Below are 15,326 nucleotides of genomic sequence, written 5' to 3'. Positions count from 1 at the left end.
GCCACAAAACCGGGTGTGCGCGCGGTGATTAACGCGGTGTGGCGGCGGCCCGGAATCCCGGGGCCGCCGCCACCTGGCGTGCTCTAACGGATTAGATCGCCGCGACGATCTGCGCGAGCAGCGCGCTGATCTTGGCCTCGGCGGCCTGACCGGCCTCGATGACCTCGGTGTGGCTGAGCGCGGTGGGGGAGATCCCGGCGGCCAGGTTGGTGATCAGGGACATCCCCAGGATCTCCATGCCGGCCTCGCGGGCGGCGATGGCCTCCAGCGCGGTGGACATACCCACGATGTGGCCACCGATGGTCTTGGCCATCTGCACCTCGGCGGGGGTCTCATAGTGCGGTCCGCGGAACTGGCAGTACACACCCTCGTCCAGCTCGGGGGCGATGGTGCGTGCCAGGTCGCGCAGACGCGCGGAGTACAGGTCGGTCAGGTCCACGAAGGTGGCACCCTCAAGCGGGGAGTCCGCGGTGAGGTTGATGTGGTCGCTGATCAGCACCGGGGTGCCCGGGGTCCAGTGCTCTTTGATGCCACCGGCACCGTTGGTGAGGATCATGGTCTTGGCACCGGCGGCGGCGGCGGTGCGCACCGAGTGGACGGTGCGGCGAACGCCGTGGCCCTCGTAGTAGTGGGTGCGGGCACCGATGACCAGCGCGTGCTTGCCATTGGGCAGCTTGATCGAGCGCAGGGTTCCGCCGTGGCCGGGCAGCGCGGGCTTGGAGAAGCCGACAACCTCCTCGGCGGGGAACTCGGCGACGGTCTCACCGAGCAGGTCCGCGGCCTTGCCCCAGCCGGAGCCGAGGGTCAGCGCGATATCGTGCGAGGCGACGCCGGTCTTCTCGGCGATCTGGGCGGCGGCTTCGGCGGCAACCTCGCGCGGCGAAACGGCCGGGTCGTGCAGGGGGTTTGTGGTGGAGTCTGACATGCTTTCCACTCTAGCCAAAGACCCCGGATCGCGCCCGTTTTCGAGGCGCGCCGAATTCACTTTGAACGCCCCGATAAGCCTGCAAGAATGGAGGTCATGGTCTACGACTTTGAACGCACCCAAAAGATTGCGGTAATCGGTGGCGGCCCGGGCGGCTACGAGGCAGCCCTGGCCGGCGCACAGCTCGGCGCGGAGGTGACCCTGATCGAGCGGATCGGCGTCGGCGGATCCGCCGTCATCTCCGATGTTGTCCCCTCCAAATCGCTGATTGCCACCGCCGAGGCAACCACCGCCATTCGGACCGCGAGTGATCTCGGGGTCCGTTTTTATGCGCAGGATGAGAACACCGGCAAGCCGATCCAGCCCGAGGTGGCCGTCAACCTGGGTGCGGTGAATAAGCGCCTGCTGAGCATGGCGCACGCGCAGTCCGAGGACATGCGTCAGTCGCTGGTTGAGGCCGGCGTGACCATCATCGACGGGCACGGACGCCTGGACGGCCGCGACGCGGTCATCGCCTCGACCGAGTCCGGCGGCACCGGTGCCGACTTTGACCGGATCGAAGCGGACACCATCGTTGTTTCGGTGGGCGCGAGCCCCCGCATCCTGGACACCGCCAAGCCCGACGGCGAACGCATCCTGACCTGGACCCAGCTCTACAACCTCAAGACCGTGCCCGAGCACCTGATCGTGGTCGGGTCCGGTGTCACCGGTGCCGAGTTCGCCTCGGCCTATCGCGCCCTGGGCTCGACCGTGACCCTGATCTCCAGCCGCGACCAGGTGCTGCCCGGCGAGGACGCCGATGCCGCCGCGGTGATCGAGAAGGTATTCAAGCGCGGCGGCATGACCGTGCTGAATAAGTCCCGCGCCGACTCGGTGGTGCGCGACGGTGACGGCGTGCTGGCCACGCTCTCCGATGGCCGCACGGTGTCCGGCTCGCACGCGCTGATCGCCGTGGGCTCGATCCCCAACACCGCGGGCATCGGCCTCGAGGAGGCCGGCGTGCTGATGACCGAGTCCGGTCACATCCGCGTGAACAAGGTCGCCCGCACCTCGGTCCCCAACATCTACGCCGCCGGTGACTGCACCACGTTCCTGCCGCTGGCCTCGGTGGCCTCGATGCAGGGGCGCACGGCGATCTATCACTCCCAGGGCGATGCGGTGAACCCGATCGAGCTGCGCAACGTGGCCGCCAACGTCTTTACCCAGCCGGAGATCGCAACCGTCGGCTGGAGCCAGAAGGAGATCGAGGACGGCAAGGTCCGCGGCGAAATCTATAAGCTGCCGCTGGCCCACAACCCGCGCGCCAAGATGATGGGCATCAAGGATGGCTTCGTGAAGCTGTTTGCCAGCGTCGGTTCCGGTGCCGTGCTGGGTGGCGTGATCGTGGCCCCCAAGGCCTCCGAGCTGGTCTTCCCGCTCGCGCTGGCCGTGGAGCACCGCCTGACGGTGGACCAGGTGGCGGCGGCCTTTGCCGTGTATCCGTCGCTGGTGGGCTCGATCACCGACGCGGCCAAGGCGATGCACCGCGTCGGCTAGCCTCGGGTTTTATGGGGTCCCGTCCGCGTTGTCCGCGGGCGAGACCCGCTGTTTTTCGCGGATTTTCTCGCCATCCCGGTATTACTCATCGTGGCGGCGCACGCTTTTCTCACACCAGTGTGAGGAGGCCCCGATGGCCCAGAAATTTGAACTCCGATACTCCGAGGGGTGCCGGCGCGCCCTGGAGGACCTGCGCGGCAGTCCATCCATGCGCAAGAAGCGTCGCCGGGTCGAGCTAGCCCTGGAGAAGCTCGCCAACGATCCGCTGTATCCCTCGCTGCGCAGCCATAAGCACGTCGCGGTCAACGATGAGGACGGGGTCGGGGTGTTTGGATCCTATGTTGAGCACCACACCCCCTCGGCCTGGCGACTGCTGTGGCGCTACGGGCCGGGGGAGGGGGAGATCACCGTGCTCGGGGTCGGGCCGCATCCGTAGCGTCCCGGGCTCGCAATCGGTGCCCGAGCGCGGTAGTGTGTCGGGACAAACCTCGGGTCCTGCCGCTTGGGATCCGGGGCCGTGAACCGCGAGAGGAGTGTTATGAACGCACAGACCGAGGGCACCAACGGAAAACCCGCCGAACACGATCACGTATCGGATCCGGCACACAGCGATCAGACCGGGAGCGACTGGACCGACGAGGGCGGTGCCACCGAATATGGCGCGGCCACCCACGTGGATGATCCCGACGCGCACACCCCCGCGTCCACCCAGAACACCCAGTAGCGACGAAGGCCCGGATCCGTGAGGATCCGGGCCTTTTGGGTGTCACGGGGTCACGCCGGGAGGGGCGCTTGATCCGTTATGCGATGCAGAGGGTGCCCGGTTTAAGGGGTACCGAGTCGTCCGCGGATTCCAGCGGGGAATCGGTTTCGCGGAGTGCGCGGCGCAGATAGGCCGAGTCGCGCATGTCGTTCCAGAGGCCGCGAACGGCCTCGCCTAGGCGGAGGGCTGTTGTGATCATCGTGTGTAGATGCTCCCTTCGGAATCGAGTGTGGGCCAGAATCGGCCCGGGTTACCGCGCGGAGATACCGTCGCGGAGTGTGGGGGCGGCATCGAGGTCGGATTCGATGTCCGCGGGAATTTCGTCGGCGGGAAGGGCGGCGCCGGCCGCGGCGATGACCACCGAGGCCTCGGCTTCCAGGGCCTCGGCGTGGGTGGGTGCCGCGGTTTCGACCGTGGTCTTGGGATCGGATGCCTCACGTGCGGGACGGCGGCCGGGAATCAGTGCGGCGGCCGCGGTGGCGGCGATCCCGGTGATCGTGATGAAGACAAACGCCCCGGTGTAGCCCGCGGCGGTGGGCAGTCCGGCCACCCCCGCGGTCGAGGTGACAATCGCCCCGAAGATCGCGGTGCCCACGGCACCACCCACGGTGCGAATGTTGGTGTTCATGCCGGTGGCCACGCCGGTCTGGTGGGCGGGAACCGCGTTCACGATCACGTTGGTGAGTGCGGCATAGGCGATCCCGAGACCCAGGCCGTAGATGCCACAGGCCAGGGCGATCTGCCACAGCGCGAAGTGCTCAATCACGATCAGGGCGGAACCGATCGCGCCCATCGCGCTCGCGGTCATCAGCTGGATGCGGTAGCCGAGTAGGCGGGTCAGCGGGGCGCTGAAGGCACCACCGACCGCCATACCCACGGTCATCGGCAGGATGACCAGGCCGGCCAGGGTGACCGAGGCCCCGAAGCCGTAGCCCTGGGCGGGGCTGGTCTGGACGTACTGCGGGACGAAGGTGATCATCGCGAACATGCCGGCGCCAAACAGGAAGGCCACCAGGTTGGTGGTCCATACGGCGGGCAGACGCATCATCTTCATATCGACGATCGGGGTGGGGGAGGTGGCCTCCACACGGATCCACACCAGCATCAGCAGCGCGGCCAGGACAAACAGGCCGATGGTGAGCGGTGAGGCCCATCCCCAGCGCGAGCCATTGGACAGCGGCAGCAGCAGGGCGACCAGCCACCCGGCCAGCAGCACCGCACCGAGCGGGCGCAGTCGTCCGCCGGGACGGGATTCGGACTCGGGCAGGACAAACGCGGCACCGATGGCCACGATCGCCACCACCGCGGCGGGCAGCCAGAACAGCGCGCGCCAGCCCAGTGCGTCGACGATCGGGCCGGCGAGGACACTGCCCAGGCCGCCACCCACGGCGATCACCGAGGACATGATGCCGACGGCGCCGGCCACGCGGGCGGCGGGGAAGTTTTCGCGGATCAGACCGAAGGCCAGCGGGAAGACCGCACCGCCGAGGCCCTGGAGCACGCGGCCGGCCAGCAGCAGTCCGATGCTCGGGGCGAAGGTGGCCAGGATGCTTCCGGCCACGATTGCGCCGAGGGCGAAGAGGATGGTGCGCTTCTTGCCAAACAGGTCACCCATCCGGCCGACCAGCGGGGTGCTGGCCGCGGCCGAGAGGGCCCAGGCGGTCAGGATCCAGGTGGTCGCGGTCTGGGTGGTGTGGAGCTCCTGCTGGATCAGCGGGAGCGCGGGGTTCAGCAGCGACTGAAGCATCGACATGGCCGCGGAGGCGATGGCGAGGATCAGGAAGATGAGCGTGAGTGGACGTCGAATCGTAGTCGACACGGTGGGAACCTTTCAGAAACGACTCGAACGCTCGGGCTGCTGGGTGAGTCGGAGTGTCGTGCCGAAGGGTAGATTATGGCCTGCACGAGGAGTAAAGTGGAGGCGTCCTCCTGGATTACCGGAGGCATGCTCTTAGATTACCGGAGGGTTCCTCCGGTTTGCAAGTGTTGGAAGGAAATTTGGTGGAACTCGAGACTCTGGTTGAAACCAGCCGACCCCACCGCGCCGATGCGGCCCGCAACTACGACGCGCTGATCGAGACCGCGAAGGTGGTGTTCCGCGAGGAGGGCATTACCGCCTCCCTGGAGGAGGTCGCGCGCCGCGCGGGCGTGGGCATCGGGACGCTGTACCGCAACTTCCCCACCCGCGAGGATCTGATCGAGCGCGTCTACGCGTCCGAGGTGCTGGTGCTGTGCCGCAAGGCCGATGAGCACCTTGAGGACGGCGGCAGCGAGTGGGACGCCTTCGAGGCGTGGCTGCGCGAGTTCATCCCGTTCCTGGCCACCAAGCGTGCGCTGCTAGACGGCCTGAACCGCGGCTCGGAAACCATGCTGTGCTGCCGGACCGCGATGTACGCGGCGGGGGAGCCCCTGCTGGAAAACGCCCAGACCGCTGGCCTCGTGCGTCCGGACGTGGAGATCGCCGATGTGATCCGCCTGGTGGTCGGCGTCGCCGGTGTCGCCTACGAGACCGAGGAGCAGGGCGAGCGTGTGCTCGGCTTCGCCTTCGACGGCATCCGGACGACCCGCCCGTAGCCGCCGATCGAAGCCTCCCGTCGAATGCTCGCTTTCTAGCGCGCGTTCCGGCGCAACAGTACTGATCCCGCGCCCACGGCCACAATCGCCAGCGCGATCAGCGCGCCGGCGGCGATCAGGCCACCAAAGATGGTGCGCCCGAGCTTGGCTGGCTCACACAGGTCTGTTGAGACGACGTCGCCCTCGCAGGCGAGCGCCGAACCGGGCAAATTCGCCAGTCCAAACCCGAGAACCACCAAAACCACCAGCGCGATCGCGATGATTGCCCCGAGCACCAGCGCCGTAATCTGCCCCCGTTTGATTTCCACGGTGACCAGTATGGCGAGACTGCGGCGTGCAGGTGCGTCGCCGCGCGGACGGGGCGGGATTTCACCCGCACACGCGGAAGCCACGCGCACGAAAGCCACGCCAGGCTGTGCCCACTCACGGTGGGGGCACTCGCGACGCAGCACACGCGACGCAGCCCCTACACAGCGCAGCGCCCCGGCCGAGGAAACCCGGCCGGGGCGCTGCGTTGTGTGTGCGTGGTTACGCGTCGAGGATGTTCAGCAGGACGTGACCGGCCGAGACGGTTTCGCCAACCGGAGCGCTGATCGCGCTGACGATGCCGTCCTTGTGGGCGGTGATCGGCTGCTCCATCTTCATGGCTTCGAGCACAAGCACCAGGTCGCCCTTAACAACCTTCTGGCCCTCCTCAACCGCGACCTTGACGATCGTGGCTTGCATCGGGGAGGCCACCGAGTCGCCGGTGGCGCGGGCACCCGAGCTCGAACCGGCGCCGCGGCGGGCGGGCGGGGTTGCGAGCTTGCGGGCACCGGAGTTCTGCGCGGGCAGGACCGAGTCGGGCAGGCTGACCTCGAGGCGCTTGCCGGAAACCTCGACCACCACGGTGTTGCGGCCGGCGGGAGCACCCAGTGCCTGCGGCTCGCCATCCCAGGGCTCGATGTCGTTCACGAACTCGGTCTCGATCCAGCGGGTGTAGATCCCGAAGGTGCCGTCGGCCCCCACGAAGGCCGGATCGCGGACGATCTTGCGGTGGAAGGGCAGCACGGTCGGCAGGCCGGCAACCTCGAACTCGTCCAGGGCGCGGCGCGAACGCTCGAGCGCCTCCTGGCGGGTCTTGCCGGTCACGATGATCTTGCCGATCAGCGAGTCGAAGGCACCGGAGATCTCATCCCCGGCGGTCACACCGGAGTCCAAGCGAACGCCGGGGCCACCGAATGTCTTGAACACGTGGATCGGGCCGGGCTGGGGCAGGAAGCCGCGACCCGGGTCCTCGCCGTTGATGCGGAACTCGAACGAGTGACCCTCGGGCTTGGGATCCTCATAGTCCAGCAGGCCACCCTCGGCGATGCGGAACTGCTCGCGCACCAGGTCGATACCGGTGACCTCTTCGGACACCGGGTGCTCAACCTGCAGGCGGGTGTTGACCTCGAGGAAGGACACGGTGCCATCCTTGCCGATCAGGAACTCGCAGGTACCGGCACCCTGGTAGCCAACCTCCGTGAGGATGGCCTTGGATGCGGCATACAGCAGCTCGTTCTGCTCATCGGTGAGGAACGGTGCCGGAGCCTCCTCCACCAGCTTCTGGTGGCGACGCTGCAGCGAGCAGTCGCGGGTCGAGACGACCACCACGTTGCCCTCGGCGTCGGCGAGGCACTGGGTCTCGACGTGACGCGGCTGGTCGAGGTACTTCTCCACGAAGCACTCGCCACGGCCAAAGGCGGCCACGGCCTCGCGGGTGGCCGAGTCAAACATCTCCGGCACCTCCTCGCGGGTACGAGCCACCTTGAGGCCGCGTCCACCGCCACCGAAGGCGGCCTTGATCGCGACCGGCAGGCCAAACTCATCCACGAAGGCCAGGACCTCGTCGGCACCGGAGACCGGGTTGAGGGTTCCGGGGGCCAGCGGTGCGCCCACCTTCTCGGCCACGTGACGGGCGGAAACCTTGTCCCCCAGCAGCTCGATCGCGTCGGGGCTCGGGCCGATCCAGGTGAGGCCGGCACCGATCACGGCGCGGGCGAAGTCGGCGTTCTCGGCAAGGAAGCCGTAGCCGGGGTGCACGGCGTCCGCGCCGGAGCGGCGGGCGACCGAGAGCAGCTTGTCGATGACGAGGTAGGTCTCGGCGCTGGTGCTGCCGCCGAGGGCGTAGGCCTCATCGGCGAGGCGCACGTGGAGGGCGTCGCGGTCCTGGTCGGCATAGACGGCAACCGAACCGATTCCCGAGTCGCGGGCAGCACGAATTACACGGACGGCGATTTCGCCACGATTGGCGATAAGAACTTTAGTAATACGGGGCACAGTCCCCTAGCCTACGATGCCTTTGGCCTCCGGCTTTGGTGGACTCTCACAAAAAAGTGAATCCGATTGCGTGAAACCCTACAGTTCCGCCGTGCCGAGGGCACCCGGACGGTTCCACAGATCCGTCCATAACACGCCTAATTCCGCGAAAGAATCACGCAGGAGCGGGAGGGAAAGGCCAATAACGGTTGAGGGGTGCCCGGAGATCTCGGAAATAAACGCGCCGGCCAAACTGTCCAGGGTAAACGCGCCGGCCACCCACAGCGGTTCGCCCGAGGCGACATAGGCGGCGATCTCGGCATCGGTGATGTTGTCGGCGAAGGTGACCGTGGCCCGAGCCACCCCGCCGGTGGCGGCGCGCGGGACCCCACCGCGGTAGTCGATCAGCCAGTGTCCCGAGTACAGCGTGCCGGTGCGGCCGCGCTGCGCCTCCCAGCGCGCGGTGGCGCGCTCGGGCGTATGCGGCTTGCCCTGGGAGACACCGTCCAGCTCAAACGAGCTGTCACCGCCGAGGACAAAACCATCCAGCGGGTGCCCATCGGCATCACGGGTAACCGCCTCGGCCTTCGCCCGGCCCAGCAACGCCACCATATCTGGGGTAGAGAGCGGACCGGAGACCGCCTCGGCCGCGGCGACGGTGGCCGGTTCATCCACGTGAGAGTGCACAATCACGGGCTCGATCCCCGCCGAACGCAGCAGCATCAGGCGGGCAGGAGAGGTGGAGGCGAGGTACAGGGTCATGACGTTCCTTGGCACAAAAGTAGGTCGCGGCGGGGAAAACGTGGGAAGCTCGGAGTGTGAGTGTGCAATCCGACCCCCAGATCCTCGAACTTGATGTAACCAACGTAGCCCACGGTGGTGTCTTTATCGCCCGACATGAGGGCCGCGTGGTCTTTGTCACCGACGCGATCCCCGGCGAGCGTGTGCGTGCCCGGGTCCGCCGTCAGAAGTCCAGCTTCTGGGAGGCCGATACCCTCGAGGTTCTGGAGCCCTCCGAACACCGTCGTGAGCATGTATGGTCGGCGGCGAGCATCAGCCGCGACCCCGCGCAGCGTGCCGGTGGTGCCGAGTTTGGACACATCGACCTTGCCCACCAGCGCAGCCTCAAGGAAACCGTGGTGACCGAGGCTCTGGCTCGGTTTGGTGGCATCGAGTTGCCGGTCACCGTTTCCGCGGTCCCCGGGGACAACGAGGCCGGCGGACTGGGCTGGCGTACCCGGGTCAGCCTTCAGGTGGATGGCGACGGCCGGGTTGGGCCCTATGCCTCCGGCACCCACACCGTGATTGAGGTCGATGATCTGCCGCTGGCCCATGCGGCCATCGCCGAGGCCATGCCGCGCCACGGCGTCCCCGCGGGGACCGCCTCGATCGACATTCTGCACACCTCGGGTGGCGAGACCCGGGTGAACCTGCGCGAGCAGGTGCGCCGCCGCGGCCGTGCCCCGGTGGCCCCGGCGAATGCCCCGACCATCATCGAGACCGTGGGGGGACGCGAGTTCCGCCTGGCCGAAAACGGCTTCTGGCAGGTGCACCACGGTGCCGCCCAGGTCCTGACCACCGCCGTGCAGGATGCGATCGACGCCGACTACTTCGATCCCGCCGCCGGCAACCTCGACCTCTACGGTGGCGTGGGCCTGCTGGCTGCCGCCGTCGGTGACCGCTTCGGTGCGGGCACCCGGATCACCAGCGTGGAATCCAGCGAGCGGGCAACCGTGCACGCGGGGGAGAACCTCGCCGAGTGGATCGGGGCCAGCGCCCAGACCGCCCGGGTGGACGCCTACCTGAGCGGCCTGTTCGAGAGCGCCGGATCGGCCGAGCGTGCGCGCCTGGCCGCCGGTACCGTGGTCCTGGACCCGCCCCGCTCGGGCGCCGGCAAGCGCGTGATCGAGCAGCTCGTGGAGCTCGACCCGGCCCAGATCATCTACGTGGCCTGCGACCCGGTGGCCCTGGCCCGCGACCTCGGCCAGCTCATCGCCTCGGGTTACACCCTCACCGGGGTAAACGGGTTTGATCTGTTCCCGCACACCCACCACGTCGAGGCCGTGGCCTCGCTGGTACGGACCGGGCGACGCTGATGAGTGCCGTACGCATCGCCGTCATCGACGATCACGAGTCGGTGCGGCTCGGCCTGCAGGCCGTGTGCGCGGCCGCCGGTCACCGCATCGTGTCCAGCACCGCCGGGGTTGCCGAGTTCCTGGAGATCCGGGTGCCGGTGGATGTCGTGGTGCTGGATCTCTCGCTGGGCGATGGCTCCAGCGTGGCCGAGAACGTGCGCGCGGTCTCCCGAGACGGCGCGGCCGTGCTGATTCACAGCATCGCCGACCGGGTGGGCCTGGTCCGCGAGGCCCTGGCCGCCGGTGCCGCCGGGGTCATCCCCAAGTCCTCTCCCGCGCACGATGTGGTGGCCGCGATCGAAACCGTCGCCGGCGGCGGCCCGCTGACCAACCTGGAGTGGGCCAGCGCGATCGAGGCCGACCGGCAGTTTGCGGTCGCGCAGCTTGGACCGCGCGAGCGCGACGTGCTGAGCCTGTACGCCTCGGGTCTGCCGCTCAAGGACGTGGCCGTCGAGCTGGGCATCGCCCCCTCGACCGTGAAGGAATACCTGAACCGCATTCGCGGGAAGTATGTGGAGGTGGGCCGTCCGGCACGCACCAAGCTGGAGCTGCTGCGGCGTGCGGTGGAGGACGGCATCTTGGAAGACATTCCCGGAGGTCCCGGTGACCCCATCGGCTAGCGCCCGTCGCTCGCTCCCCACAAAAACTCCCGCAGAAATCCGCGCATGGTAAGCCTGCCCGAGGAGAGCGCCCAGGAGGCCGAGCGGAACACCAGGCTCGGTCGGGAGCTGAACTCGATCGCCGCGGTGAGCTCGCTCGGCGCGGTCCGGGTCGAGCGCTGGATCGCGATCTGTATCGGCGCGAGCGGGCTGCTCTATGGCCTGCTGGCCCTCTCGGGGATTCTCTCCGATGGGATGGGACGCCTCGGCCCGCAGCTGATCGGCTACTCGGTCGCCTCGCTAGAGCTGGTGCCGCTTGTGCTCGTGGTGCTGGCCACCCCGTGGCCCTGGCTGCAGCGGCGGGCCAGCATCCTCTTTGTGGTGTGCTATCTGCTGGCGGTCCTGCTGTGGGTGCGCTTTGTGCCGGACCCGCTGGTCCAGCCCTCCTGGATCTGGTACCTCTGCACCGTGGCCAGCGCGTGTGTCGCGCAGGCCTTCGGACGCACGATCGCGCTGTGCTACACCGCGCTGATCGCCGTGCTGGTGGGAATCAGCGGGGTGGTACACGAGGGGTTTGTGATCGGGGCTCGCGAACCGATGATGGACGCGATCTTCTCCCTCACCCTGGGCACGCTGGTGGTGATCCTGGTGGACCTGTTCCGCTCGGCCGTGAGCCAGGTGGATACCACCGCCCGGCTCGCCCTGGAAAAGTACAGTGGCACCGTCGAGCGTGCGGCCCAGGAGCTGGAGCGCGCCGAGGTGGATGCGCTGGTGCACGACACCGTGCTGGCCAGCCTGAGCGCCGCCGTACACGCCAATACCGAACAGCAGCAGCACATCGCCCGCGATATGGCCGATGAGGCGATCGTGCGCCTGACCACCGCGGTGGCCCTGGCCGCCCCGAGCGAGGAGCGGATGGCCCTTGCGGTGGTGCAGGAACGCCTGACCGATACCGTGGCCACCCTCGACGTGCCAATCCTGGTGCAGCGCTACGGTCAGATGGAGGGTGCCCTGCCCGCGGATGTGGCGCACGCCCTGATCCAGGCCGCCACTCAGGCCCTGACCAACAGCGTGCAGCATGCCGGGGATGCCGAGGTACCGCGCCAGCTGACCATGCGGGCCCCGGCACCGGGCAGCCTGGTGCTGGAGATCATCGACCGCGGGCGCGGATTCCGGCCCGACCAGATTGCGCCGGGACGCCTGGGCGTTCGGGTGTCGATTCGGGGCCGGGTGGAATCGGTGGGTGGCGAGGTGCGCATCCTGTCGGCCCCGGATCGCGGGACCCGGGTGGTTCTCTCCTGGGCACCGCAGGGAGGAACCAACTAGTGCGTCGGGTACCACTGCTCATCCTGGCGGCCGTCTTCTCGGCGCTGCACGGGGTCCTCGGACTGACCCATCTGGAACAAAACCCCGAGGCCGATCCGGTCCTGCTGGCCATCGCGCTCTACTGGGCCGCTTCGGCGCTGAGCCTGGCCTGGCCCGGCGGCCGGCCCCTGCCGCGTGCGGTCGCGATCGTCAACGTGGTGGTGTCGGCGGTCGTGCTGCTCCTGGTGATCCCACCGTTGGATCCCACCGTCCCCAACGGGTACGCCACCTGGCCCATCGCCGGAATCGGCACCCTGATGGTGATCACGCTGGTGCGTGGCCGCGAAATTACCGCCTGGGCGGGCACCCTGGTGCTGATCGGCATCTCGATGGCCTGGGCGGGCCCGCTGGGGGCGATGGGGATCGGCCTGCCCGGCTCGATCGTCTGGATGGTGGCCGCGAGCCTGCTCACCCACGCGATGAACCGGCTGGGCCGCGATAACGCCCGTCTGATGCAGGCCAGCCGGGAAACCGCGCTGCTGCGGGCCGGACAGGACGCCTACCGGGAGGTTCGGCTGCACCGCCTGCGCCAGACCCAGCTGCGGGCCGCACCCATGCTGCGCGCGATCGTGGAGTCCGAGGGGGATCTCTCGATGGCCCAGCGTCGCGAGTCCGAGGTGCTGGAGGCCGGTTTGCGGGACGAAATCCGCGGCCGTGGTCTGCTGAGCGACCCGGTGCGTCTGGCGGCCCTGGATGCCCGGCGACGCGGCATCCGGGTGGACCTGCTGGACGAGGATGGCCTGTTGGGGCTGCCCGCCCACCGTCGCGAGCAGATCGCGGACCGAATCGTGCTCTCGCTGGGACAGATCGAGCGCGGGCGCGTGGTCGTGCGCAGCGGCACCGGGGATATCGCGGTCACCATCGTGGGCATTGGGCCCGGTGCCGACGGCGAGGACGAGCTGAAGTTCCGCACGCTGATCCCGCGCAACCTCTGAGCCTCGTCCGTTCACGAAACGGGTCACATCGGTTAAAAGAAATCGGCCGGGATTGTTTGTAAAAACAACCCCGGCCGTTCCGGTTGAAGAGACTAACCCGAATAGTCTCTCCATCCTCCCCCCAAGACGTTGTTCTTACCCTAGAACGAGTGTCTTGGTAGATGCACGATGCGAGCACCGTGTATCCGTTGTCTATTCTGGTCGAAAACCCCCGGCGCGTCCAAGCGAAACGACAGTATTCGCCAAAGTGCAAACGTTTGCGCTGGTCCGAACCGTGATTCTTTGGGGACTTCCGGGCGTGTCATGCGACAAAACGGCGGCCCCATGCATGTGCATGGGGCCGCCGTTCGGGTAAACCGGGTGTTTATCCACTAAATCCGCGCCAGCGTCCGGCACCGGGCCGAACCACCGGGCGGATCGCGCGCTGGGACCGCGTCCAGGCCGAGACGTTTGCCGGCTCGCTGCGTTCGGCGCGGGCACCCTCCTCGGCCAGCACCAGGGTCAGCACCGCCGATACCGCGGCGATCTCCTCCTCGGTGGGCTCGCCACGCATGAAGCGCATCGCGGGGGCGGGCATGTTCGCCTCGGTCACAGCGGGATGTTTCCGTGCTTCTTGGGCGGCAGGCTGGCACGCTTGGTCTTGAGCGAGCGCAGGGCCTTGATCACCGCGACGCGGGTGGCCGCGGGCTCGATCACGCCGTCCAGCTCGCCGCGCTCGGCGGCGAGGAACGGGCTGGCCACGTTGTACGTGTACTCGTTGGCCAGCTTGGTGCGCACGGCGGCGACGTCCTCGCCGGCCTCCTCGGCCCGCTTGATCTCACCGCGGTAGAGGATGTTGACCGCACCCTGACCACCCATCACGGCGATCTCGGCGGTGGGCCAGGCCAGGTTGATGTCGGCACCGAGCTGCTTGGAACCCATCACGATGTATGCGCCGCCGTAGGCCTTGCGCAGGATCACGGTGACCAGCGGCACGGTGGCCTCGGCGTAGGCGTAGAGCAGCTTGGCACCACGACGGATCACGCCGGTCCACTCCTGGTCGGTGCCGGGCAGGTAGCCGGGCACATCCACCAGGGTCAGGATCGGGATCGAGAACGCGTCACAGAAGCGCACGAAGCGGCTGGCCTTCTCGCCGGCCTCGATGTTCAGGGTGCCGGCCATGGCCTGCGGCTGGTTGGCAACGATACCCACCGGGCGTCCCTCGACGCGGGCGAAACCGATCACGATGTTCGGGGCGAACAGCGGCTGCACCTCGAGGAACTCGCCCCCGTCCACCACGTGCTCGATGACGGTCTTGACGTCATAGGGCTGGTTGGGGGAGTCGGGGATCAGGACGTTGAGCTTGCGGTCGGCGTCGCTGGTTTCCAGGTCCACCTCGGTGGGGTACTCAGGCAGCTCGGCCAGGTTGTTGTCCGGCAGGTAGGAGACCAGCGAGCGCGCGTAGTCCAGCGCGTCGGACTCGTCCTCGGCCAGGTAGTGCGCGACACCCGAGCGGGTGTTGTGGGTCAGCGCGCCACCGAGCTCTTCCATGCCCACGTCTTCGCCGGTCACGGTCTTGATGACGTCGGGGCCGGTCACGAACATCTGGCTGGTCTTGTCAACCATGATCACGAAGTCGGTCAGCGCGGGGGAGTACACGGCGCCACCGGCGGCCGGGCCCATGATGATCGAGATCTGCGGGATGACACCCGAGGCGGCGGTGTTGCGGCGGAAGATCTCGCCGTACTTGCCGAGGGCGACCACACCCTCCTGGATGCGGGCGCCGCCCGAGTCGAGGATGCCGAGGATCGGCACGCCGGTCTTCAGGGCCAGGTCCATCACCTTGATGATCTTCTCGCCGGCCACCTCGCCGAGCGAGCCGCCAAAGACGGTGAAGTCCTGCGAGTACACGGCCACCTGGCGACCGTGGATGGTGCCGGTTCCGGTGACAACCGCGTCACCGTAGGGACGCGAACGGTCCATGCCGAACGCGGTGGTGCGGTGACGCACAAACTCGTCCAGTTCCACGAAGCTGCCCGGGTCGAGCAGCTGTTCGATGCGCTCGCGCGCGGTCTGCTTGCCCTTGGCGTGCTGCTTGGCCTCGGCCGCGGCACTGGGCGCGGTTACGGCCTCGTCATAGCGACGCTTGAGGTCGGCGATACGACCGGCGGTGGTAAAGAGGTCCGCGCCGTCGGCGGGGTTCGGCTGGGCTAAAGATTCAGTCACACGGTTTAC

At 67.9% G+C, this 15,326-nt stretch carries 16 protein-coding genes; 8 read left to right on the top strand and 8 right to left on the bottom strand.

Annotation, left to right across the window (positions count from 1 at the left end):
* Positions 1–91 precede the first annotated feature (91 nt).
* Positions 92–925 carry a purine-nucleoside phosphorylase gene (locus tag M2390_RS09975; RefSeq protein WP_259178423.1) on the bottom strand — a complete coding sequence of 278 codons (834 nt, stop codon included), beginning with the start codon at positions 923–925 and terminating at the stop codon, positions 92–94.
* Between the two features lie 96 nt (positions 926–1,021).
* Between M2390_RS09975 and M2390_RS09970 the strand changes: the two genes are divergently transcribed.
* The 3 genes from M2390_RS09970 (at position 1,022) to M2390_RS09960 (ending at position 3,185) form a co-directional block, all read left to right on the top strand.
* On the top strand, positions 1,022–2,461 hold the full coding sequence (locus M2390_RS09970; protein WP_030149033.1) for an NAD(P)H-quinone dehydrogenase: 1,440 nt from the start codon (positions 1,022–1,024) through the stop codon (positions 2,459–2,461).
* A 133-nt stretch (positions 2,462–2,594) separates the two neighbouring features.
* Complete coding sequence (locus M2390_RS09965) at positions 2,595–2,897, top strand: hypothetical protein (RefSeq protein WP_030149032.1); 303 nt, start codon at positions 2,595–2,597, stop codon at positions 2,895–2,897.
* Between the two features lie 102 nt (positions 2,898–2,999).
* Entirely contained in the window at positions 3,000–3,185 is a 186-nt protein-coding gene (locus M2390_RS09960; protein ID WP_259178418.1) for a hypothetical protein, read from the top strand.
* 76 nt (positions 3,186–3,261) lie between these two features.
* Here the strand turns inward: M2390_RS09960 and M2390_RS09955 are convergent, their stop codons facing one another.
* On the bottom strand, positions 3,262–3,423 hold the full coding sequence (locus M2390_RS09955) for a hypothetical protein (RefSeq protein ID WP_259178415.1): 162 nt from the start codon (positions 3,421–3,423) through the stop codon (positions 3,262–3,264).
* 51 nt (positions 3,424–3,474) lie between these two features.
* Positions 3,475–5,043 (bottom strand): MFS transporter, encoded by a 1,569-nt coding sequence (locus tag M2390_RS09950; RefSeq protein ID WP_259178411.1) that lies wholly within the window; start codon positions 5,041–5,043, stop codon positions 3,475–3,477.
* 182 nt (positions 5,044–5,225) lie between these two features.
* Between M2390_RS09950 and M2390_RS09945 the strand changes: the two genes are divergently transcribed.
* Positions 5,226–5,798, top strand: coding sequence for a TetR/AcrR family transcriptional regulator (locus M2390_RS09945; protein ID WP_245992040.1), 573 nt, complete (start codon positions 5,226–5,228; stop codon positions 5,796–5,798).
* A gap of 35 nt (positions 5,799–5,833) precedes the next feature.
* Here the strand turns inward: M2390_RS09945 and M2390_RS09940 are convergent, their stop codons facing one another.
* The 3 genes from M2390_RS09940 to M2390_RS09930 form a co-directional block, all read right to left on the bottom strand.
* Positions 5,834–6,106 carry a hypothetical protein gene (locus M2390_RS09940; protein ID WP_259178410.1) on the bottom strand — a complete coding sequence of 91 codons (273 nt, stop codon included), beginning with the start codon at positions 6,104–6,106 and terminating at the stop codon, positions 5,834–5,836.
* A gap of 220 nt (positions 6,107–6,326) precedes the next feature.
* Positions 6,327–8,099 carry a biotin carboxylase N-terminal domain-containing protein gene (locus M2390_RS09935; protein WP_259178408.1) on the bottom strand — a complete coding sequence of 591 codons (1,773 nt, stop codon included), beginning with the start codon at positions 8,097–8,099 and terminating at the stop codon, positions 6,327–6,329.
* 78 nt (positions 8,100–8,177) lie between these two features.
* Positions 8,178–8,840, bottom strand: coding sequence for a nucleoside triphosphate pyrophosphatase (locus M2390_RS09930; protein ID WP_259178406.1), 663 nt, complete (start codon positions 8,838–8,840; stop codon positions 8,178–8,180).
* Positions 8,841–8,902: 62 nt separating this feature from the next.
* Here M2390_RS09930 and M2390_RS09925 point away from each other — a divergent pair, with 62 nt between their 5' ends.
* From M2390_RS09925 to M2390_RS09910, 4 genes are read left to right on the top strand one after another with little or no spacing between them, the layout of a single operon-like run.
* A complete protein-coding gene (locus M2390_RS09925; RefSeq protein ID WP_396822911.1) occupies positions 8,903–10,174 on the top strand; it encodes a class I SAM-dependent RNA methyltransferase in 1,272 nt (423 codons plus the stop codon).
* Positions 10,174–10,833, top strand: a complete 660-nt coding sequence (locus tag M2390_RS09920; protein ID WP_259178402.1) for a response regulator transcription factor — start codon at positions 10,174–10,176, stop codon at positions 10,831–10,833. The genes M2390_RS09925 and M2390_RS09920 overlap by 1 nt, the downstream gene beginning before the upstream one ends.
* Before the next feature lie 45 nt (positions 10,834–10,878).
* On the top strand, positions 10,879–12,138 hold the full coding sequence (locus M2390_RS09915) for a sensor histidine kinase (RefSeq protein WP_259178400.1): 1,260 nt from the start codon (positions 10,879–10,881) through the stop codon (positions 12,136–12,138).
* Entirely contained in the window at positions 12,138–13,112 is a 975-nt protein-coding gene (locus M2390_RS09910) for a hypothetical protein (RefSeq protein ID WP_259178399.1), read from the top strand. Before M2390_RS09915 ends, M2390_RS09910 begins: the two co-directional genes overlap by 1 nt.
* Before the next feature lie 364 nt (positions 13,113–13,476).
* Here M2390_RS09910 and M2390_RS09905 read toward each other — a convergent pair whose 3' ends face one another.
* On the bottom strand, positions 13,477–13,704 hold the full coding sequence (locus M2390_RS09905) for an acyl-CoA carboxylase subunit epsilon (protein WP_259178397.1): 228 nt from the start codon (positions 13,702–13,704) through the stop codon (positions 13,477–13,479).
* A complete protein-coding gene (locus M2390_RS09900) occupies positions 13,701–15,317 on the bottom strand; it encodes an acyl-CoA carboxylase subunit beta (protein WP_396822877.1) in 1,617 nt (538 codons plus the stop codon). The genes M2390_RS09905 and M2390_RS09900 overlap by 4 nt, the downstream gene beginning before the upstream one ends.
* Positions 15,318–15,326: the final 9 nt, after the last annotated feature.

Origin of the sequence: Mycetocola sp. BIGb0189, from assembly GCF_024810155.1 — a bacterium.
Classification (GTDB): Bacteria; Actinomycetota; Actinomycetes; order Actinomycetales; family Microbacteriaceae; genus Mycetocola; species Mycetocola lacteus.
The sequence above is the reverse complement of the archived record's forward strand: the minus strand, read 5'-3'. Positions and strand labels throughout refer to the sequence as shown.

Excerpts from the sequence above, each read along its gene's own strand:
- M2390_RS09920 (WP_259178402.1), top strand. The coding sequence starts at position 10,174 with ATGAGTGCCGTACGCATCGCCGTCATCGACGATCACGAGTCGGTGCGG.
- M2390_RS09915 (WP_259178400.1), top strand. The coding sequence starts at position 10,879 with ATGGTAAGCCTGCCCGAGGAGAGCGCCCAGGAGGCCGAGCGGAACACC.
- M2390_RS09965 (WP_030149032.1), top strand. The coding sequence starts at position 2,595 with ATGGCCCAGAAATTTGAACTCCGATACTCCGAGGGGTGCCGGCGCGCC.
- M2390_RS09960 (WP_259178418.1), top strand. The coding sequence starts at position 3,000 with ATGAACGCACAGACCGAGGGCACCAACGGAAAACCCGCCGAACACGAT.
- M2390_RS09975 (WP_259178423.1), bottom strand. The coding sequence starts at position 925 with ATGTCAGACTCCACCACAAACCCCCTGCACGACCCGGCCGTTTCGCCG.
- M2390_RS09955 (WP_259178415.1), bottom strand. The coding sequence starts at position 3,423 with ATGATCACAACAGCCCTCCGCCTAGGCGAGGCCGTTCGCGGCCTCTGG.
- M2390_RS09930 (WP_259178406.1), bottom strand. The coding sequence starts at position 8,840 with ATGACCCTGTACCTCGCCTCCACCTCTCCTGCCCGCCTGATGCTGCTG.
- M2390_RS09970 (WP_030149033.1), top strand. The coding sequence starts at position 1,022 with ATGGTCTACGACTTTGAACGCACCCAAAAGATTGCGGTAATCGGTGGC.